General features: G+C 65.4%; 20 protein-coding genes. 5 read left to right on the top strand and 15 right to left on the bottom strand.

Features of this window, described 5'->3' with window-relative positions:
• Positions 1-2: 2 nt before the first annotated feature.
• The 8 genes from FG91_RS05950 to FG91_RS05915 form a co-directional block, all read right to left on the bottom strand.
• Positions 3-1,334, bottom strand: coding sequence for a dicarboxylate/amino acid:cation symporter (locus FG91_RS05950; RefSeq protein ID WP_037513209.1), 1,332 nt, complete (start codon positions 1,332-1,334; stop codon positions 3-5).
• A gap of 48 nt (positions 1,335-1,382) precedes the next feature.
• Complete coding sequence (locus FG91_RS05945; RefSeq protein WP_037513208.1) at positions 1,383-2,735, bottom strand: dicarboxylate/amino acid:cation symporter; 1,353 nt, start codon at positions 2,733-2,735, stop codon at positions 1,383-1,385.
• A gap of 95 nt (positions 2,736-2,830) precedes the next feature.
• The gene (locus tag FG91_RS05940) at positions 2,831-4,609 is read right to left on the bottom strand and encodes an SLC13 family permease (protein WP_037513207.1); all 1,779 of its coding nucleotides are present in this window, start codon (positions 4,607-4,609) and stop codon (positions 2,831-2,833) included.
• Positions 4,610-4,616: 7 nt separating this feature from the next.
• Positions 4,617-5,693: a chorismate synthase gene (gene aroC / locus FG91_RS05935; RefSeq protein ID WP_037513204.1), complete on the bottom strand. Its 1,077-nt coding sequence runs from the start codon at positions 5,691-5,693 to the stop codon at positions 4,617-4,619.
• 4 nt (positions 5,694-5,697) lie between these two features.
• Positions 5,698-6,228: a GNAT family N-acetyltransferase gene (locus tag FG91_RS05930; RefSeq protein WP_052187344.1), complete on the bottom strand. Its 531-nt coding sequence runs from the start codon at positions 6,226-6,228 to the stop codon at positions 5,698-5,700.
• On the bottom strand, positions 6,221-7,048 hold the full coding sequence (locus tag FG91_RS05925) for an SDR family oxidoreductase (RefSeq protein ID WP_037513202.1): 828 nt from the start codon (positions 7,046-7,048) through the stop codon (positions 6,221-6,223). Before FG91_RS05925 ends, FG91_RS05930 begins: the two co-directional genes overlap by 8 nt.
• A gap of 274 nt (positions 7,049-7,322) precedes the next feature.
• The gene (locus tag FG91_RS05920) at positions 7,323-8,393 is read right to left on the bottom strand and encodes a YihY/virulence factor BrkB family protein (protein WP_081940433.1); all 1,071 of its coding nucleotides are present in this window, start codon (positions 8,391-8,393) and stop codon (positions 7,323-7,325) included.
• Between the two features lie 3 nt (positions 8,394-8,396).
• Positions 8,397-9,332 carry a DnaJ C-terminal domain-containing protein gene (locus FG91_RS05915; protein ID WP_037513200.1) on the bottom strand — a complete coding sequence of 312 codons (936 nt, stop codon included), beginning with the start codon at positions 9,330-9,332 and terminating at the stop codon, positions 8,397-8,399.
• 133 nt (positions 9,333-9,465) lie between these two features.
• Between FG91_RS05915 and pdxH the strand changes: the two genes are divergently transcribed.
• Together pdxH and FG91_RS05905 are read left to right on the top strand one after the other, a co-directional pair.
• The gene (pdxH, locus tag FG91_RS05910; protein WP_037513309.1) at positions 9,466-10,044 is read left to right on the top strand and encodes a pyridoxamine 5'-phosphate oxidase; all 579 of its coding nucleotides are present in this window, start codon (positions 9,466-9,468) and stop codon (positions 10,042-10,044) included.
• Positions 10,041-10,862 carry a PhzF family phenazine biosynthesis protein gene (locus FG91_RS05905; protein WP_037513196.1) on the top strand — a complete coding sequence of 274 codons (822 nt, stop codon included), beginning with the start codon at positions 10,041-10,043 and terminating at the stop codon, positions 10,860-10,862. Before pdxH ends, FG91_RS05905 begins: the two co-directional genes overlap by 4 nt.
• Here FG91_RS05905 and FG91_RS05900 read toward each other — a convergent pair.
• On the bottom strand, positions 10,857-12,014 hold the full coding sequence (locus FG91_RS05900) for a serine hydrolase domain-containing protein (protein ID WP_037513193.1): 1,158 nt from the start codon (positions 12,012-12,014) through the stop codon (positions 10,857-10,859). The genes FG91_RS05905 and FG91_RS05900 overlap by 6 nt on opposite strands.
• Between FG91_RS05900 and FG91_RS05895 the strand changes: the two genes are divergently transcribed.
• A complete protein-coding gene (locus FG91_RS05895; protein ID WP_200878412.1) occupies positions 12,013-12,444 on the top strand; it encodes a hypothetical protein in 432 nt (143 codons plus the stop codon). The two genes, FG91_RS05900 and FG91_RS05895, sit on opposite strands and share 2 nt — an antisense overlap.
• Here FG91_RS05895 and FG91_RS05890 read toward each other — a convergent pair.
• The 6 genes from FG91_RS05890 to FG91_RS05860 all read right to left on the bottom strand — a co-directional run bounded on the left by FG91_RS05890 (position 12,441) and on the right by FG91_RS05860 (position 16,634).
• Positions 12,441-12,686 carry a hypothetical protein gene (locus FG91_RS05890; RefSeq protein ID WP_037513190.1) on the bottom strand — a complete coding sequence of 82 codons (246 nt, stop codon included), beginning with the start codon at positions 12,684-12,686 and terminating at the stop codon, positions 12,441-12,443. The genes FG91_RS05895 and FG91_RS05890 overlap by 4 nt on opposite strands.
• A gap of 2 nt (positions 12,687-12,688) precedes the next feature.
• Positions 12,689-13,465 carry an AraC family transcriptional regulator gene (locus tag FG91_RS05885; RefSeq protein ID WP_161785627.1) on the bottom strand — a complete coding sequence of 259 codons (777 nt, stop codon included), beginning with the start codon at positions 13,463-13,465 and terminating at the stop codon, positions 12,689-12,691.
• Between the two features lie 231 nt (positions 13,466-13,696).
• Positions 13,697-14,620, bottom strand: a complete 924-nt coding sequence (locus FG91_RS05875; protein ID WP_037513304.1) for an alpha/beta fold hydrolase — start codon at positions 14,618-14,620, stop codon at positions 13,697-13,699.
• Between the two features lie 510 nt (positions 14,621-15,130).
• Positions 15,131-16,015, bottom strand: a complete 885-nt coding sequence (locus tag FG91_RS05870; protein WP_037513181.1) for a pirin family protein — start codon at positions 16,013-16,015, stop codon at positions 15,131-15,133.
• Complete coding sequence (locus FG91_RS05865; protein WP_235211958.1) at positions 16,015-16,383, bottom strand: cupin domain-containing protein; 369 nt, start codon at positions 16,381-16,383, stop codon at positions 16,015-16,017. Before FG91_RS05865 ends, FG91_RS05870 begins: the two co-directional genes overlap by 1 nt.
• A gap of 2 nt (positions 16,384-16,385) precedes the next feature.
• Positions 16,386-16,634 carry a BolA family protein gene (locus FG91_RS05860; protein ID WP_443027733.1) on the bottom strand — a complete coding sequence of 83 codons (249 nt, stop codon included), beginning with the start codon at positions 16,632-16,634 and terminating at the stop codon, positions 16,386-16,388.
• A gap of 94 nt (positions 16,635-16,728) precedes the next feature.
• Between FG91_RS05860 and FG91_RS05855 the strand changes: the two genes are divergently transcribed.
• Both FG91_RS05855 and FG91_RS05850 read left to right on the top strand, forming a co-directional pair.
• A complete protein-coding gene (locus FG91_RS05855) occupies positions 16,729-17,322 on the top strand; it encodes a J domain-containing protein (protein ID WP_037513172.1) in 594 nt (197 codons plus the stop codon).
• Between the two features lie 11 nt (positions 17,323-17,333).
• Positions 17,334-17,771 carry an ester cyclase gene (locus FG91_RS05850; RefSeq protein WP_037513169.1) on the top strand — a complete coding sequence of 146 codons (438 nt, stop codon included), beginning with the start codon at positions 17,334-17,336 and terminating at the stop codon, positions 17,769-17,771.
• Positions 17,772-17,824: the final 53 nt, after the last annotated feature.

Here is a 17,824-nt window from a genome sequence, read left to right as displayed (position 1 = left end):
CATCAGGCTGGCGGCGCGGCCTGCGTCGCCGGTCCGTCCTTCACCCCCGCCGACACCACCGTCGCGGCAACAAGATCGCCGATGACGTTCAGCGTCGTGCGGCACATATCGAGGAAGCGGTCGACGCCAAGGATCAGCCCGATGCCTTCGGGCGGCACCCCGACCGAGGCGAGGATCAGCGCGATCACGGGGAGCGATCCCGCGGGGACGCCCGCGGTGCCGATGCCGCCCAATATGCACACGAGCATTACGACGATCTGCTGCTGAAGCGTCAGGTCGATGCCGAAAAATTGCGCGAGGAAGATCACCGTCACACCCTCGAACATCGCGGTGCCATTCTGGTTCGCGGTGGCACCGATGGTGAGCACGAAGCGCGCGACCTTGTCGGGCAGGCGGAGCTGGTCGCGCGCGACGCGAAGCGCCGTCGGCAATGTCGCGTTCGACGAGGCGGTCGCGAACGCCATCACGAAGGCTTCCTGCGTCTGGTGGAAAAAGGCGACGGGTGATTTCCCCGCCAGCGTCTTCAACAGGATAGGGAAGACGATGAACATCTGGAGCGCGAGCGCGAGCAGCACGACGCCGACATAGGCCGACAGGCGGATGATGAGATCCCAGCCGAACTGCGCGGCGAGGTTGAACATGAAACAGAAGACCGCGATCGGCGCGAGCTGGATGACGAGTCCGATCAGCTTCATCACCACCTCGAACACCCCCTCGATCGCGGTCTTCAGCGCCTCGGTCCGCGGGGTGCGGACGAGCATCAGCCCGATGCCGAAGAAGAGCGCGAAGAACATCACCGCGAGCACGTCATTCTGGCCCATCGCGGCGAACAGATTGTCGGGGACGATCGCGACGACCGCGTCCATCCCGGTTTTCGCCTCGCCCGCGCGGTCGGCGATGGCCTTGGCGCCCTCCGCCCCCTCGGCGATCAGCGAGCGCGCGAGCGCGGGATCGACCCCCGCGCCGGGCTGGATCAGATTGACGACGGCAAGGCTGACGACGACCGCAATCGTCGACACCGCGATCGTATAGACGAGCGTGCGCACGCCGACCGATTTCAGCGCGCGCATCTCGCCCATTTCGGCGACCCCGACGATCAACGCCGATACGAGCAGCGGGATGACGAGCATGAACAGCAGGCGCAGGAAGATCTGCCCCAGCGGGCCGGTCACATAGGTTGTGACCGTCTCCACCCACGCCGCGTCCGGCGCGCCATAGTGGACCGCCAGCCCGATGATGAGGCCCGCGAGGAAGCCGACGAGCATGCGCCAGCGCAGCCGCCGGGCGCGGGCATCGTCGCGCTCCGCTCGGTCGATCGCCGCTGCTTCGGCCATGGCTCAGCTCCTTGCTCGCCCCGCGGGGAGCGGCCCGAAGCGCGCGGGTTACGCGTTATCGGCCGCTGGCTTGTTTTCACCCTCCGCTATGTCATCACGAAGATCGAGCCCGCGGGTTCCATGATGCGGCGTATGAGCCGGAGCATGCGGCCGTTCGAGATCGGCCGGTTCGGGCACTTCGAGCATGCCCTCCCACTTGGTGATCACGCTCGTCGCCACCGCGTTGCCGACGACATTGGTCGCGGTGCGGCCCATGTCGAGGAACTGGTCGATCGCGAAAATCAGCGCGACGCCCTCGACCGGCAGGTCGAACATCGCAAGCGTCGCGGTGATCACGACGAGGCTGGCGCGCGGCACCGCGGCGATCCCCTTCGACGACACCATCAAGGTCAGCAGGATCAGGATCTGCTGCGTAATCGACAGCTCGATCCCGTAAGCCTGCGCGATGAAGAGCGTCGCGAAGCTCGCATACATCATCGATCCGTCCAGATTGAAGCTGTAGCCCAGCGGCAGCACGAAGCCCGAGATGCGGCGCGGCACGCCGAACCGATCGAGCTGTTCGAACAGCTTGGGCATCGCGGCCTCGGACGAAGCCGTCGAGAAAGCGATCAGCAGCGGCTGGCGGATATAGCGGATCAGCGAGAAGATCCGGCGGCCGAGGAAGATCGCGCCCGCGCCGAGCAGGAGGACCCACAGCACGACGAGCGACAGATAGAATTCGGTGACGAGCTCGGCATAGGTGCCGAGGATACCGAGGCCATATTTCGCAACCACGCCCGCGAGCGCACCAAACACCGCGATCGGTGCGAGGCGCATCACATAGCCGGTGATCTGGAGCATCAGTTCGGCGAGCGCCTCGGCGCCGCGGACCAGCGGCTTGCCCTTGTCGCCGATGGCCGTGAGGCCGACGCCCGCGAACAGCGCGAAGACGAGGATCTGGAGGACATTGTTGTCCGCCATCGCCTGGAAGATATTCTTCGGGAAGACATGCTCGATAAACTCGAACAGGTCGAGCTTCTTGACCTCGCCCACCTCGGCGATCGAATGCGCCCCGACGGTCAGATTGAGCCCCGCGCCGGGTTCGAAGAAATTGACCATGATCAGACCGAGGCTGATCGAAATCAGGCTGGCGAGGATGAACCACGCGATCGCGCGGGTGCCGATGCGGCCGAGCGCCGAGCTGTCGCCCATATGCGCGATCCCCGCAACGAGCGTGCCGAGAATCAGCGGCGCGACGACCAGCTTGATCAGGTTGAGGAAGATCGTCGACAGCGTGCTGAAACTGCGTAGCCAATAGGTGAAGGCTTCGCTGTCGGCAGGGACATAGACCCGCACCAGATAGCCGGTGATGACCCCCAGGATCATACCGATCAGAATATAAAACGTCAGGCGATGCCCCATAAATTACTCCCTGTTCCGCCCTGGGCGGATCTTTATGCGAGCGGAGGTAACAGGGTGATGCGCCGCGGGCAATCGCTGGCGGGCCTATCGCGCGGTCAGGGTGTCCAAAAGGCGAGCGCGGCACAGCCCGCCACGCCGGTGAGGATGTTGAGTGGGACGCCGATGCGCACGAAATCCATGAAACGATAGTCACCCGCGGCATAGACGAGCGTGTTCGTCTGGTAACCCACCGGGGTCGCGAAACAGGCCGAGGCGCCGAGCATCAGCGCGATCAGCAGCGGCTGCGGCGCGACGCCCGTCGCCTCGGCGATGCCGATCACCAGCGGCCCCATCAGCGCCGCGACCGCATTGTTGCTGAGCAGTTCGGACAGCAATAGCGCGGAGAAATAGACGATCGCGATCACTGCCCATTGCGGTGCGCCCGCCAGGATCGGGTCGAGCGCGCCGACCATCAGCGCGACCGACCCCGATTGTTCGAGCGCCGCGCCGACGGCGAGCATCGCGAAGATCAGGATCAGCACATCGCCGTCGATGCTGCCCCACGCCTCCGACGCGTCGATGCAGCGGGTCAGCAGCACGATGGCGACGCCGATGAAGGCGGCGATGCCAATCGACATCACGTCGGTCGCCGAGAGCAGGACCGCGCTGGCCATCACGAGGATCGCGATCCACGCGCGACGGCGGCGGAAGGCGGTGACCGACGCCATCGCGAGGCCGATCAGATTGGGATTGTCGCGCAGCTGCGCGATATTCGCCTCGTCGGCGTCGATCAGCAGGCGGTCGGCGGCGCGAATGCGGTTTTCGGACAGCGTCGGCCCCGGAAGGTGGCGAAAGCGGGTGACGCCGAGGATGCGGACGCGCTGCCGCTGGAGAAAGGGGATTTCGGCGAGCGGCCGGTCGATCGAGCGGTGGCTTGGCGAAACCGTCACCTCGACCACGGTGGATTCGCGCTCGGGACTATCGCCGATGCCGATCGCGAAGCGCCCCTCGCTGCGGAGTGTCATCAGCGCCGCGCCGTCGAGCCGCGCAACGATCCGGTTGCCGGCCGCGAGCCGGTGATGCTGGGCATCGCCGCCGGTGATCAGCCGCCCGTTCGCGACGACGCCGACGATCTGCGCCGGCGCTATGCCAAGACTGGCGGCGTCGAGGGCCATGTCGATGGCGGTATCATCGTCCCGAAGGCCGAGTTCGGTCAGGTAAAGCTGCTCCGCCCCATCGGCCTTTTCAGCGATCCGCGGATAGTCCGACGGCAGGAAGCGCGCCATCAAAAGCAGACCCACGACCCCCGCCGCGGCGACGGCGAGCCCATAAGGGGTGATGTCGAACAGACCGAAGGGTTCGAGCCCTGCCTGTTCGGCGATGCCCGACACGACGAGGTTCGTCGAGGTGCCGATCAAGGTCAGGCAGCCGCCGAGCACCGCGATCACCGACAGCGGCATCAGCAATTTCTTGGGCGAGACCCCGAGTGCCTCGGCGAGCCGGAAGCAGACCGGCATCATCACGACGACGAAGGGCGTGCTGTTGATGAAGCCCGATACGAGCAGCCCGCCGCCGAACACTTCGACCACCGCGAGGCGCGGGTGCCGCTTGGCGCGGTCGACGACATAATTGCCGACCTTGTCGATCACTCCGGTGCGGATCAGCGCGCCCGACAGGATGAACATCGCCCCGACGGTGAGCGGCGCACTGTTCGAGAAAACGCCATACGCGCCCTTTTCGTCGAGCAGTCCGAGCGCGAGCATCGTGCCTGCCCCCGCGACCGCGACGACCGAGGGCGAGAAGCGTTCCCAGACAAAGGCCCCGAACATGCCCGCGAGCACGAACAGACCGATAACCGCCTTTTGCTCCGCGATGAAAGCGGCGACGGTTTCCATCAGGCCATCAGCCGTTTTGTGCCCTGTGCAGCAGCTTGTGATCGGCGAGGACGAGCGCCATCATCGCCTCGACCACCGGCGCGCCGCGGATGCCGACGCACGGGTCGTGGCGGCCCTTGGTGACGATATCGGTCGCCTCGCCCGCCTTGTTGATCGTCGGCACGGGAGTGAGGATCGAGCTGGTCGGCTTGAACGCGACCCGCACGACGACGGGCTGGCCGGTCGAAATGCCGCCCGCGATGCCGCCGGCGTTGTTCGAGAGGAAATCGGGGCGGTTGCTGCCGTCGGTCGCGGGGCGCATCGGGTCGGCATTTTCCTCGCCGCGCAGGCGGGCGGCGTGGAAGCCGGCACCGATCTCGACGCCCTTCACCGCGTTGATGCCCATCATCGCGGCGGCAAGGTCGCTGTCGAGCTTGGCGTAGATCGGCGCGCCCCAGCCTGCGGGAACGCCGCTGGCGGCGCATTCGATCACGGCGCCGAGCGAGCTGCCCGATTTGCGCGCGGCGTCCATCAACCCTTCCCAGCGCTGCGCCGCAGCGGGGTCGGGACAGAAAAAGGGATTGCGGCCGATTTCCTCAAGGTCGAAGTTCGCGGGGTCGATCGCGTCGCCGCCGATCTCGGCGACCCACGCATGGATCTGCACCTCGGGAATCACGAGGCGCCCAACGCCGCCCGCAGCGACGCGTGCCGCGGTCTCGCGCGCGCTCGACCGGCCGCCGCCGCGATAATCGCGGATGCCGTACTTGGCGTCATAGGCGTAGTCGGCGTGGCCGGGGCGATAGGCCTGCGCGATCTCGCCATAATCCTTCGATCGCTGGTCGACATTCTCGATCATCAGGCTGATCGGCGTGCCTGTGGTCTTGCCCTCGAACGTGCCCGAGAGGATGCGCACCTGATCGGGTTCCTGCCGCTGCGTCGTGTGGCGCGACTGCCCGGGACGGCGCTTGTCGAGGAAGGGCTGGATGTCGGCTTCGGACAGCGACAGGCGCGGCGGGCAGCCGTCGACGACGGCACCGAGCGCGGGGCCGTGGCTTTCGCCCCAGGTCGTGAAGCGAAGGATGCGTCCGAAGCTGTTGAAACTCATTGCCCTATCCCATCCGGCCGAATGCGGGTGCGTAATCCGCCCGTCCGCCTAGCGGCCAAGCCGCGTCCGAGTCCAGCATCATCGCCATGAAATGCGGCCCCGCAAAGGGCGACGCAAAGCGCGCGGCGAGGTCGGGCGAATAGCCGAAGCGCGGGTAATAGCTTTCGTGCCCGAGGACGAAGCTGATCGCCACGCCCTGCTCGCGCAGCGCGTCGAGTCCGGCGCGGATCAGCGCATCGCCGATGCCCTGCCCTTGGCTGCCGGGTACGACCGACACGGGCGCAAGGCCCGCACCCGGAAGCGCGGCGCCGTCGGCCTCGACGTCCATCCGACTGAACAGCACATGCCCGACGATCGCGCCGCCCTGTTCGGCGACGAGCGACACCAGCGTGTCGCCGTCCGCATCGATCATCCGCACCAGTTCGGCCTCGCCCTGATGACCGAAGTCGGTCCCGGCAAAGGCAGCGCGGATAATCGTATCGACCGCCTCGGCATCCGCCGCCGTCGCGGCCCGGATGCCGACCTTGTCAGACAAGCGAGATGTCCGGCGCATCTTCCTGTTTCATGCCGACGGTGTGGTAACCCGCATCGACATGATGCGTTTCGCCGGTCACGCCGCTCGACAGATCGCTGAGCAGGTAGAGCGCCGAGCCGCCGACATCGTCGATCGAGACGTTGCGGCGCAGCGGCGCGTTATGCTCGTTCCATTTGAGGATCAGACGGAAATCGCCGATGCCCGACGCGGCCAGCGTCTTGATCGGGCCCGCCGAAATCGCATTCACGCGCACGCCCTGCGGGCCATAATCGTTGGCGAGATATTTGACGCTGGTTTCGAGCGCCGACTTCGCAACGCCCATGACGTTGTAGTGCGGGATGACCTTTTCAGCGCCATAATAGCTCAGGGTCAGCAGCGAGCCGCCGCCGTTGCCCGTTTCGGGGTCGAACGGCGTCATCATCGATGCCGCGCGCTTGGCGACCGCGGTGAAGCTGTAGACGCTGATGTTCATCGTCATCAGGAAGTCGTCGAGCGTCACATCTGCATAAAGACCGCGCAGCGCTTCCTTGTTGGTATAGCCGATCGCATGGACGACGAAGTCGATCGTCGGCCAGCGCGCGGAGAGCGCCCCGAACGCCGCGTCGAGATTGTCCATGTCGGACACGTCGCAATCGATCAGGAAATCGCAGCCGAGCTCGTCGGCGAGCGGCTTCACCCGCTTCAGCATCACGTCGCCCTGGTACGAGATCGCCAGCTCGGCGCCCGCGCCGTGCAACGCCTTGGCGATACCCCACGCAAGCGACTTGTCGTTCGCGAGGCCCATGATCAGCCCGCGTTTGCCCTTCATCAGACCCGTCATTTTTCTACTCCAGCCCTAGGCCCTAAATCTGTCCTTTGCGCCTTCGAGGCGCCCAAATGGTGAAGATATCGGAACAAGCGGGCTGCCGCAGGTAGTGGTTCTACCCGCGAAGCCCGCTTGTTCCGAGATCGATGCCATTTGGGCGTCCCTGCGGGATTTGACCGATTTTGTCCATTGTCGCGTCGGCAAGCTTTGGAATATTGATATATACCAGCACCTTGCCTCCTAACACTGAACAAAATCGCTTCAAACCTCGAAGGCGCAAAGGACAGATTTAGGGCCTTTCGGCTTCAATAATCACATCGTCGACGCGCCCAATAGCGTCGTGGCCCAAATCCTCAACCTCTACCAACGCGGCATTGAGTTCGGCGCCCATCACCATACCCAATCCGACGAGGTAGAAGAAGAAGAGCGCGACCATCACACCCGCGAGGCTGCCGTAGGTTGCGTCATAGCTGAGCAGGCTGGCGAGCAGCGGCGGCAGCGCGAGGGTGACGCCGATCCACCAGAGCGTCGTGAACAGCGCGCCCGGCCATTTGGGGAATTGTTTGCGCCGGTATTTCGATGGCGTAAGGCTATAAAAGAGCATGTAAATTGCAAGGAACAGGCCGAAGCCCGACACGCCGCGCGAGATCGCGACGACACCGACCGACTGATATTGTTCGGGCAGCACGCGCGTCACGAACTGTTCGATCCCCACGATCAGCACCTGCATGCTGAACGACAGCAGCATCAGCACGACCGCGCCGGTGATGATGCCGATCGACAGCAGGCGATAGTGGAAGAAGCCCTTGGAAAAATGCGTGCCATAGGCACGGCGCAGGATGTCGCGCACCGTCTCGATCAGGCTGCCGACGGTCCACAGCGCGACGAGCGCGCCGAGCCACAGAAAGATGCCGGTACGCGCGGTCATCACTTCGCGGATCGGGCCCGACAGCGCCTTGGCGACCGTCGGCGGCATCGTCGAGAACACCGCCTCGATCGCCCGTTCGCCGCCGACGCTGCCGCCGAAGATCGAGAGCGCGGCGGCGAGCAGGATGAAGAAGGGGAAAAGCGCGATCAGCGCGAGATAAGCGAGATTGCCCGCATGGATGAAGCCGTCGGTATAGGTGCCCACGACGACTCGGCGCGCGATGCGATAGGCGCGCGTGCCCGGTCCGAGCTGCTCGCGGCCGCGGTCGAGAACACCTTGCGCCCGCGCGCGCAGCTTGATGCGCTTGGCGCGTTCGGCGCGCGCCTCGGGCGAATGCGGCGAATGGCCCTCGGCCAGAAATTCCTTGCCGACCTCGTCGGCTACCTCGCGCTCGAGCGCGGCGACGATCTTTTTCTCGCTGGCGTCAGCCACGCATCACACGCCGAGCTCCGCCCGCACGTCGCGCGGATCGGTCCATTCGGTGAGCAGCTTGATCAGCGCCTCGTCGTCGGCGGGCAGATCGACCATCAACCGCACGAGCTGGTCGCCGCGGCCGCCGCTCTTCTGGCTGAACCCCTTGCCCTTGAGACGCATCACCTTGCCCGACGACGAGCCCGCGGGAATCGACAGCATCACCGGGCCGTCGACCGTCGGCACCTTGATCTTCGCGCCCTTGACCGCCTCGTTCAGCGTCACCGGCAGGTCGAGGCGGATGTTCGCACCCTCGCGTTCGTAAAAGGGATGGTCCTTGACCGTGATCGTCACGATGCCGTCGCCGGTGCCGCCCGGTCCCGCCTGCCCCTTGCCGGCAAGCCGCATCTGCGTGCCGGTTTCGACGCCGGCGGGCAGTTTCAGATCGATCGTCGCGCCGTCGGCGAGCGCGATGCGCTGCGGCGCCTGCGTCGCGGCGTCGATGAAGCTGACCGACAGGCGATAGGCGACGTTGGCGCCCTTTTGCGGCGGCGCGCTGCGCCCGCCGAAGCCGCCGAACGGCCCGCCACCCGAACCGCCACCGCCGCGACCGAACAGGCCTTCGAAAATATCGCCGAAATCGGAACTCTCGTTGCCGAAGCCGCTGAAACCGCCGGGGCCGGTGCGCTGATCGCCGCGAAAACCACCACCGCCGCCATAGCCGAAGGGCATCGCGGGATTGCCCTCGCCGTCGATCTCGCCGCGGTCGAATTGCGCGCGCTTGGTCTTGTCGGACAAGATGTCATACGCCTTGGTGACGTCGGAGAATTTCTCCGACGCCTTCGGGTTGTCCTTGTTCTTGTCGGGGTGCAATTCCTTGGCGAGCTTGCGGTACGCGGACTTGATTTCCGCTTCGCTTGCACTCTTCGCAACGCCCAGGGTGGAATAGGGATCGGCCATTTTGCTCCTGTAGCCCGATAAGTGACTGGGCGTGAAGCCCGATTGCGCGTCGATGTGGTAATGTCCCGCCGAAGGTCAAGTTCCCGCCATATCGCGCTCGACCCTGCCCGCGCGGCGCATTATGACCGCGCGGATGAGCGACGATCCCTTTGCCCTGTTCGACAGCTGGTTCACCGAAGCGCGCGCCAGCGAACCCAATGACGCCAACGCCATGGCGCTCGCGACGACGACGCCCGACGGGCGTCCGTCGCTGCGCATGGTCTTGCTCAAGGGGCATGGGCCGGACGGCTTTGTTTTTTATACCAATCTCGACAGCCGCAAGGGCAGCGAGCTGGCGGCGAACCCGCATGTCGCGCTGCTTTTTCACTGGAAATCGCTGCGCCGGCAGATTCGCATCGAAGGCGCGGTGACGCCCGTCGACGACAGCGTCGCCGACGCCTATTTCGCGACGCGCAGCCGCGACAGCCAGCTTGGCGCCTGGGCGAGCGACCAGTCGCGGCCGCTCGACAGCCGCGAGACGTTCGAGGCGCGCTTCGAAGAGATGCAGGCGCGGTTCGAGGGGCAGGACGTGCCGCGCCCGCCGCGCTGGTCGGGCTGGCGCGTTAATCCTTCGGCGATCGAGTTCTGGCAGGATCGCGCCCACCGCCTCCACGAGCGCACCGCCTTCACCCGCACCGGCACCGGCTGGTCCACAGGATTGCTTTATCCATGAGCGCACCCCGCCGCCTGCCGATCACCCAGGTCGATGCCTTTGCCGACCGCCCCTTTACGGGCAATCCCGCCGCGGTGATGCCGCTCGAGGAATGGCTCGACGACGCGACGCTGCAGGCGATCGCGGCCGAGAACAACCTCGCCGAAACCGCCTTTCTGGTGCCCGACGAAAGCGACGAAGCCGATTATGAGCTGCGCTGGTTCACCCCGGGGGTGGAGGTGGCTTTGTGCGGCCACGCGACGCTGGCGAGCGGGCATGTCCTGCTGACCGCGGCGCAGTGGCGGAGCGACATGACGTTCCGCACGCGCAAGGCCGGCATTCTGCGCGTCGCGCGAAACGGCGAGGACGACGGCTATAAGATGGCGCTGCCCGCTTATACCCCCGCACCGAAGGCGATGCCCGACATCGTCCGCGCGCTCGGCGGCGATCCGGTCGAGACGATGTGGCACGACGGCGGCTATGCGCTGATCGCCTACCGCGACGCGGCGAGCGTCCGCGCGCTGACGCCCGACCTGCGCGCACTGAAAGAAGGCGGCGACATCCTTTACATCGCGACCGCGCCGGGCGCCGGCGATCCGTCGGGCGCCGACGTCGTCAGCCGCGCCTTCGCGCCCGGAGCCGGGATCGACGAGGATCCGGTGACCGGATCGGCGCACAGCGTGCTGACCCCCTATTGGACGGTGCGGCTGGGGCGCGACAGCTTCGCGGCCTATCAGGCGAGCGCGCGGGGGGGACATGTCGGCTGCCGCCTCGACGGCGACATGGTCGAACTGACCGGCACCTGCGTCACGACGCTGGTCGGGGATTTCCTGCTATAACGCTGCGGTCAGGTCGGCGAGATGCCGGCGCAGTTCGGGAAACTGATCGTCGCTGGTGACGCCGAGCCGGACAATGGTCAGCCGCTGCGACGGCGAGACGATGATATATTGCCCCTGATGACCGATGCAGGCGAACAGGTCGTTCGGGCCGCGGTCGGGCCATAGCGCCGGGGTGACGCCAGCGGGGCGCCGGCGGTTGAGCCAGATATGCCCGCCATAACCCGCGTCATTCGCCGAGGGGGTCAGCATGAAACGCATCCAGGTTTCGGGCAGCAGCCGCTGGCCGTTGACGACGCCATGGTTGCGCAGGAATTCGCCGAACTTCGCATAGTCGCGCGCGGTCGCGTGCATGATCGATCCGCCGATCATCGTGCCCTTCGCATCATATTCGGGGGTCAGGCTGGTCATGCCGAGCGGCTCGACCAGCCGCCCGCCGATGAAATCGCGCATCGCATCGCGCCGTGCGTCGGGGTTTTGCGACGGGGTCAGCGTGTCGGCGAGGATGTCCGACAGGATGACGCTGGTCGCCGAGCTGTAGTTGAACACCTCATCGGGCTGCGCCGCCGCGGGCTTCGCCTCGGCGAAGCCCGCCATGTCGCCCGCCCCGCCGCCGAACAGCATCGCGACCGTATCGCCCTGCCACACCGGATCGCCATTTTCGACATGCTCGAGCCCCGAGGACATGTGGAGCAGGCTCCGCAGCGTGATCGCGCCGCGCGGATCGCCGCTGCGCTGCCACGCCTCCACCGGCGCCGGCCCGTCGAGCGACAATTGCCCGTCGGCGACGAGGAAACCGGTGAGCACCGCGGTGATGCTTTTCGCCATCGACCAGCTGATCAGCTTCGATTCGGGGCCGAAGCCCGCGGCATAGCGTTCATAGATCGGCTCGCCGTCGCGCAGCACGAGCAGCGCGCGCGTCTGCCCGACATCGTCGACATCGGCGAACAGCGCGTCGGCGCGCGCGCGGATCGCGGCGGGGAGTGCGGGCAGCGGCTGCGGCGTCTCGACCGCCGCGACGCCATCGAGCGACGCGCCGAATTTCGGCGCGGGCGATGCGGGTGCCAAATTGCCCTGCCCCGCCGCCTGCGCCAGCGACCAGACGCCGAGCACCCCGAGGGCGGCACTTGCCAGCAGCCGTTTTTTCGTGATCATGGATCAAGTGAATAACATCAATCCGACCGGGCCGACAACGGGCGAGACGCCGCCCCCTGTACCAGCCTCTGGGCCGCCGCCCGCTAATCCCCCGCATCCTGCGAAAAAACCGAGCCGCTCGGGCGGTTGCCTGCCCTGGGCGATCGGGCTTGCGGTGCTGCTCGCGATCTTCGCGATCTGGAAATTCCCGTCGTTCAAGGCGCAGGCCGAGCTCGGTTCGGCCTATGCCGCGCGCGTCGGCTGTTCGTGCCGCTATGTGCAGGGACGCAGCCTCGAAAGCTGCCAGAGCGATTTCGAGCCGGGCATGGAGATGGTATCGCTGAGCGAAGACCCGGCGACCCGGACGGTAACGGGAAGCGTGCCGCTACTCGCCTCGCGCAGCGCGCGCTATGCGGGGGCCAGCGGCTGTTTGCTGCGGCCCGATAACTAACGCCAGAAGCGGCGCACTAATAGCGCCAGCGCCGCGGGCATGCCGAAGACGACCAGCGCGATCCCCGCCTCCTCGGCCCAGCCGTAACCGGCATGGAGCACGCCGACGAGCAGATTGCCGATCGCGACAAGCAACCACAGGATGAGGAACAGCCGCGTCGCCCACGCCGCGTCGCGGATCGTCAGGCGCAGCAGGATCAGCAGGACGAGCCCGGCCAGCAGCATGATGGTCGTGTGCGACATCGCTATTCCTCCCCTTCATCCGGCAGAATATCCGATCGGTGCCGGCGCCGCCATTCGCCCGGCGACATGCCGATCTTGCGGCGAAAGATCGCGCACAGATGCGCATGGCTCGAAAAGCCGGTCGCGAAGGCGATCTCGGCGATCGACAGCGGACGGTTCATCAGGAACCAGCAGGCGTGGCGCAGCCGCTGGTGCAGCACATATTGTGCCGGGGTGCGGCCAGTCGCGCGCGCGAAATGGACGATCAGGCTGTTGACCGACATCCCCGCCGCGGCCGCCATGTCCTCGACCGTCAGCGACACTTCAAGCTGGGTCTGGATGAAGGCCATCAGATCGTTGATGCGCTGGGCGATGGCGGGCGATTCGGGACGCCCGGCCATGGACTGAAGCGTCTTGGCGAGGATCGTGACGAGCGGATCGGCGGCGGCGGCATCGTTCGCGAGCAAGGCCCGGACAAGCGCGGCCAGCGCAAGGTCGTGATGCGCCGCGAGCGCACGTGTATCGGGGGCGACGGTCAGAAGCGTTACCGGAATCTCGACCTCGATCATGCGAACCGCGCCGCCCTTTGCCGTGCCGCGATATGTCTGACCGGCGGGTATCAACCACATTTCGCCGGGCAACGGATCGCCTAGCGACGTCCGCTGATCGTCCAGCCATGTTTCGAGCCAATGATAGCTTCCCGCCTCATACAGGATCAGCACATGGACATCGCGCTCGATCGTCCAGTTCGACGGGCCATCGATCCGGTCAACGATCGAGGCGACCCTGAGTCCACCCACTTCCATCGCATGAATATGGCAAGAATGGGAAAATGTGAAAGCCTGCCATATTACGCAATAATATGGTTAAATCGCCCTACCCAAAGTCCTCGGCCCTAGTCGCAGCCGAGACAAAAGAGGCGTGGGCCAGGCTAATACGCGTGCCCCAGACACGCATGAACAGACCCCCCCGACGGCGGGCGGCGCAATCGCCGCCCGCCACTTTTTTTCCGAACGAAACGATAGCCTTGATTATTTTGGGGCGAGGAATTCATCCATCGCGCGATTGACCGCATCGGGTGCCTCCCACGGCACGAAATGCCCGCAGTCGGGTACCTGAACGATCGTCACATCGGGGACGAGTTCCTCCATCCCGTCGAGATTACATGGCGGCAACGCGACATCGTCGAGCGCCCAGATCACCAATGTTGGAATATTGAGTTTCGGGAACGGTATCGCGGGCGGCTCGGCATAAGGTTCGTCCATCGCGGGCACGTTGATCGTCGAGCCACGATACCAGTTGATCATCGCGCGGCAGGCGTCGCGATCCTCCCAGTCCTTCAGCAACCGGCCGATCTCGTCGGCGGGCTGCAACCCGCCGCTCGGCACGCGCCCGGCAAAAGCATGGGCAAGGATACCCGCGATGCCATGTTCCTCGATGATCGCGTCGCTCGCGGGGTCGCGGAAGGTGCGGATATATTGGCTCGCCGCGCGCTGATCTTCGTTGACCGCGAGCAGACGCTGAAAAATAGCGGGATGCGGTGCGTTGGCGATCACCGCACGCGTGACCCGCCCCGCCCAAGCCGGATGGAGCCCGCCCGGCTGGCCGCCGAGCGCGACGCCCCAGGCGATCGCCCCGCCCCAATCGTGACCGACGATCGTGAATTCACCGACGCCGAGCGCATCGGCGAGCGCGAAAATGTCGGCGATCAGCTTGTCGGGGGTATAGGATTCGGCGTCCTGCGGTTTCGACGAGCCGCGATAGCCGCGCTGGTCGGGTGCGATGCAGCGAAAGCGGCCCGCGAAATGCGGCAGCTGATAGCGCCAGGTGCGGTGCGATTCGGGAAAGCCGTGGAGGAAGATGAGGACCGGCGCGTCGCGCGGCCCGATGTCGACGACGTCGAGCTCGACTCCCGTCGAAAGTTTCACGCGCTGTTGTTCGAAATCGCCGATCATCGACACCGCTCCTTTAGTTTCGTTTCAAAACCAATCTGGCGCGGATCGGGGCTGGTGGCAAGCGGTCATCAACGGCGCTGCTACCGATAAGCCACTTCGCAAGCGTATAAAGTCGCCGAGCCATTAGAGCCCTTTACACTGGCAGTACGCCAGTCCGGCGAAAAGGACATCTCCGCTTTCGCAGGAGGAGACGATACCCAAACATTGTGCGAGCCATCGGGCGCGTCCCACAATTGGGTGATCCTGCCCGTTCCCCACGAAGACGAGTAGCGCTTCTTCGAGAAATTGAAGCTTATGACAAATTTGCTGGAAACGCTGTCAGCTATGCACGCGCCATCTGGTGCGCAGCCTAGAGCTCCGCTCATACCGCAACGGACAGAAACGACCTGCTGACTGGCGGTCGCTGCGCTCGATGTTGCGCATAGGGCCATCAACAAGGCAGCGCGAATGGCTCTCATGGCCGGCTCCTATCACGGAACAAAATGGCCGCTACCGACCGATACCTGACCTTCACGGATAACTCACCGTCTTGGGCACTTCGGGAATCGGGATGAACTCCTCGCTGTCGCCGGGGACGAGCGGGAATTTGCGGTCCTTCCAGTCGTGCTTCGCCTGGTTGATGCGGTCGCGGCTGGAACTCACGAAATTCCAGAAGACATGGCGCGGCGTCTTGAACGCCTCGCCGCCGAGCAGCATCACGCGCGCATCACTTGTCGCGCGCAGCGTCATCGCCTGTCCGGGCTTGAGGATATAGAGGCTGTAACGGTCGAGCGCTTCGCCATCGAGGCTCGCGTCGCCGAGCGCGACCAGTACCGCGCGCTCGTCGGCCTCGGCATCGATCGGGATCGTCGCGCCGGCGTTCATCAAGATGTCGGCATAGATCGTCGCGGCATGCTGGGTGATCGGCGAGGTCGCGCCCCACAGGCTGCCCATGATGACGCGCGCCGAAACGCCATTGTCCTCGATCAGCGGCAGGTCGTCCTTTGCGACATGCTCGAACGCCGCATCGATCTCTTCCTTGCCGTCGGGCAAAGCGAGCCAGGTCTGCATTCCCGAAATCGCCGATCCGGTCGCGCGTTCGGGCGCGGGGGTGCGCTCCGAGTGGACGATGCCGCGGCCCGCGGTCATCAGGTTGCACGCGCCGGGGCGGATCGTCGCGAAGGTGCCGAGGCTGTCGCGATGGTCGATCGCGCCCTCGAACAGGTAAGTGACCGTCGCGAGGTTGATGTGCGGGTGCGGGCGCACGTCCATGCCGCGGCCGATGTCGAAATGCGCCGGGCCGAACTGGTCGACGAAAATGAAGGGACCGACCATCGTCCGCGCCTTGTTCGGCAGCGTGCGGCGCACTTCAAAGGCGCCGAGGTCATGGGTCGAGGGGGTGATGATGTCGAACATCAATCGAGCCTTTCCAATGTTTTGCGCGTCTTTTCGGTTTCGACATTGCCGGTGTTGCGCGTCGTACCGGGTTCGAGCAGGACGACATGGCATTCGCCGTCCAGCGCCTCGGGACAATGTTCGACGCCGTGCGGAACGATGATGAACTCGCCGGGCTCGACGATCACGTCGCGGTCGCGAAACGCCATCTTCATCCGGCCGGCGACGACGAGGAAGAGTTCGTCCTCCTGGTCATGATGATGCCAGTCGAACTTGCCGTCGAGCTTGACCAGCTTGACCTGAAAATCATTGATGTCGCCCGCGACGCGCGGGTTCCACGCGTCGGGAATTTTCGCAAAGGCGTCGGCGAGGTTCACCTTGTCCGGCATCGTCATTCTCCCGGCGCGGTCGCCTTGATCGCGAGCGCGTGGACGCGCTGTCCCGGCAGGTCGCCGAGCGCCTTGTTCACCGCGCGCTGGCGCGCGACGCGATTCTGCCCGGCAAAGCCCGCCCATTCGATGGTCAGGCTGAAATGCGACTCGCCGCTGCCGTCGTCGCCCATATGGCCGTGGTGGCTGGCACTGTCGTTGCTCAGGATGAAATTGGCGTCGGGAAAGGCTGCGCTGAGCAGGCTTTCCATCTCTTGCTGTACGGGGCCTTTGCTGCTCATGGGGTTGACCATAAGCGCTTCGTCGCCAAATTATAAGACCTCCAACACCCATCGAAAGTCTGTTGTGCCTTCTTCTGCACGCCCGTCCCGTTTTCATGGCCGCGTCCCGCGCGAAGAGGCCTGCGCCGCGCCCGGATGCCGCGAACCCGGCGAGTTTCGCGCGCCGATGGCGTGGACGCGCTCGCCCGACGGCCCGCCGCAATATCGCTGGCTGTGCCTCGACCATGTGCGCGAATTCAACGCGGGCTATAATTTCTTCGACGGCATGACCGCCGACCAGATCATGGAGGCGCAGTCGCCGACCGCCGGCTGGGAAACCGAAAGCCGCACCTTTCGCCCCGCGGGCAGCGCCGACCTGCCGCCGCGCTGGGCCGATTTCAGGGACCCGATCGACGCGCTGGGTGCGCGCTTTCGCCAGCGGATGGACGAGGCGCGGCGCGAGGCGAAGAATCCCGGCCTGTCGCGCGAGGAGCATGCCGCGATGCAGTTGCTCGCGCTGCCTGCCGACGCCGACCGCGCGGCGCTGCGGCGGCGCTACAGCGAGCTTGTCCGCAAATATCATCCCGACCGGAATGGCGGCGATCGCAGTTTCGAAGCGAGACTGGGTGAGGTAGTCCAGGCGTATCAGTTGCTGAGGAAGACGAAGGCTTTCGCATAGGGAGACGCACGATGACCGACCTTAACGAAGCACGGATCGAAGTGGTGCGCCGCCATATGGCGCTCGAGATCACGCACGATTGGGACGGCGTCCTCGCGACCTTCGACCACCCGCGATACGAATTGATGGGCCCCGGCACGATCTTCGACGGCGAAGCGGCGGTGCGGTCCTATTTCGCCACGTCGCGCGAGCCCTTTCCCGATCAGGCGAACGAGGTGATCGCGATCGCCGCCGAGGACGCGACGAATACGGTGCTTGTCGAATTCTGGCTGACGGGCACACACACCGGCCCGCTGAAGCTTGGCGTGCGAACGATCGAACCGACCGGCAAGGCGTTCCGCATTCGTATGGCCGCCAGCTTCGAATTCGCGCCCGGCGGCGACAAGATCGTTTGCGAACGCCCCTATTACGACCAGTCCGCGGTGATGAAGGCGCTCGGTTTGCTCTGAAAAGGCGTTGCAAGCCGCAACCCATGACGATACCGCGACGGCGAATACGCGAC

The sequence above is a fragment of the Sphingopyxis sp. LC81 genome (assembly GCF_000756375.1).
Lineage (GTDB): Bacteria > Pseudomonadota > Alphaproteobacteria > Sphingomonadales > Sphingomonadaceae > Sphingopyxis.
This window is presented reverse-complemented; position numbering and strand designations above follow the sequence as displayed.

Bases quoted from the DNA above. Each gene is read 5' to 3' on its own strand.
- FG91_RS05950 (WP_037513209.1), bottom strand. From the start codon at position 1,334: ATGGCCGAAGCAGCGGCGATCGACCGAGCGGAGCGCGACGATGCCCGC.
- FG91_RS05945 (WP_037513208.1), bottom strand. From the start codon at position 2,735: ATGGGGCATCGCCTGACGTTTTATATTCTGATCGGTATGATCCTGGGG.
- FG91_RS05940 (WP_037513207.1), bottom strand. From the start codon at position 4,609: ATGGAAACCGTCGCCGCTTTCATCGCGGAGCAAAAGGCGGTTATCGGT.
- aroC (WP_037513204.1), bottom strand. From the start codon at position 5,693: ATGAGTTTCAACAGCTTCGGACGCATCCTTCGCTTCACGACCTGGGGC.
- FG91_RS05925 (WP_037513202.1), bottom strand. From the start codon at position 7,048: ATGACGGGTCTGATGAAGGGCAAACGCGGGCTGATCATGGGCCTCGCG.
- FG91_RS05915 (WP_037513200.1), bottom strand. From the start codon at position 9,332: ATGGCCGATCCCTATTCCACCCTGGGCGTTGCGAAGAGTGCAAGCGAA.
- pdxH (WP_037513309.1), top strand. From the start codon at position 9,466: ATGAGCGACGATCCCTTTGCCCTGTTCGACAGCTGGTTCACCGAAGCG.
- FG91_RS05905 (WP_037513196.1), top strand. From the start codon at position 10,041: ATGAGCGCACCCCGCCGCCTGCCGATCACCCAGGTCGATGCCTTTGCC.
- FG91_RS05895 (WP_200878412.1), top strand. From the start codon at position 12,013: ATGGATCAAGTGAATAACATCAATCCGACCGGGCCGACAACGGGCGAG.
- FG91_RS05900 (WP_037513193.1), bottom strand. From the start codon at position 12,014: ATGATCACGAAAAAACGGCTGCTGGCAAGTGCCGCCCTCGGGGTGCTC.
- FG91_RS05890 (WP_037513190.1), bottom strand. From the start codon at position 12,686: ATGTCGCACACGACCATCATGCTGCTGGCCGGGCTCGTCCTGCTGATC.
- FG91_RS05875 (WP_037513304.1), bottom strand. From the start codon at position 14,620: ATGATCGGCGATTTCGAACAACAGCGCGTGAAACTTTCGACGGGAGTC.
- FG91_RS05870 (WP_037513181.1), bottom strand. From the start codon at position 16,015: ATGTTCGACATCATCACCCCCTCGACCCATGACCTCGGCGCCTTTGAA.
- FG91_RS05865 (WP_235211958.1), bottom strand. From the start codon at position 16,383: ATGCCGGACAAGGTGAACCTCGCCGACGCCTTTGCGAAAATTCCCGAC.
- FG91_RS05860 (WP_443027733.1), bottom strand. From the start codon at position 16,634: ATGGAAAGCCTGCTCAGCGCAGCCTTTCCCGACGCCAATTTCATCCTG.
- FG91_RS05850 (WP_037513169.1), top strand. From the start codon at position 17,334: ATGACCGACCTTAACGAAGCACGGATCGAAGTGGTGCGCCGCCATATG.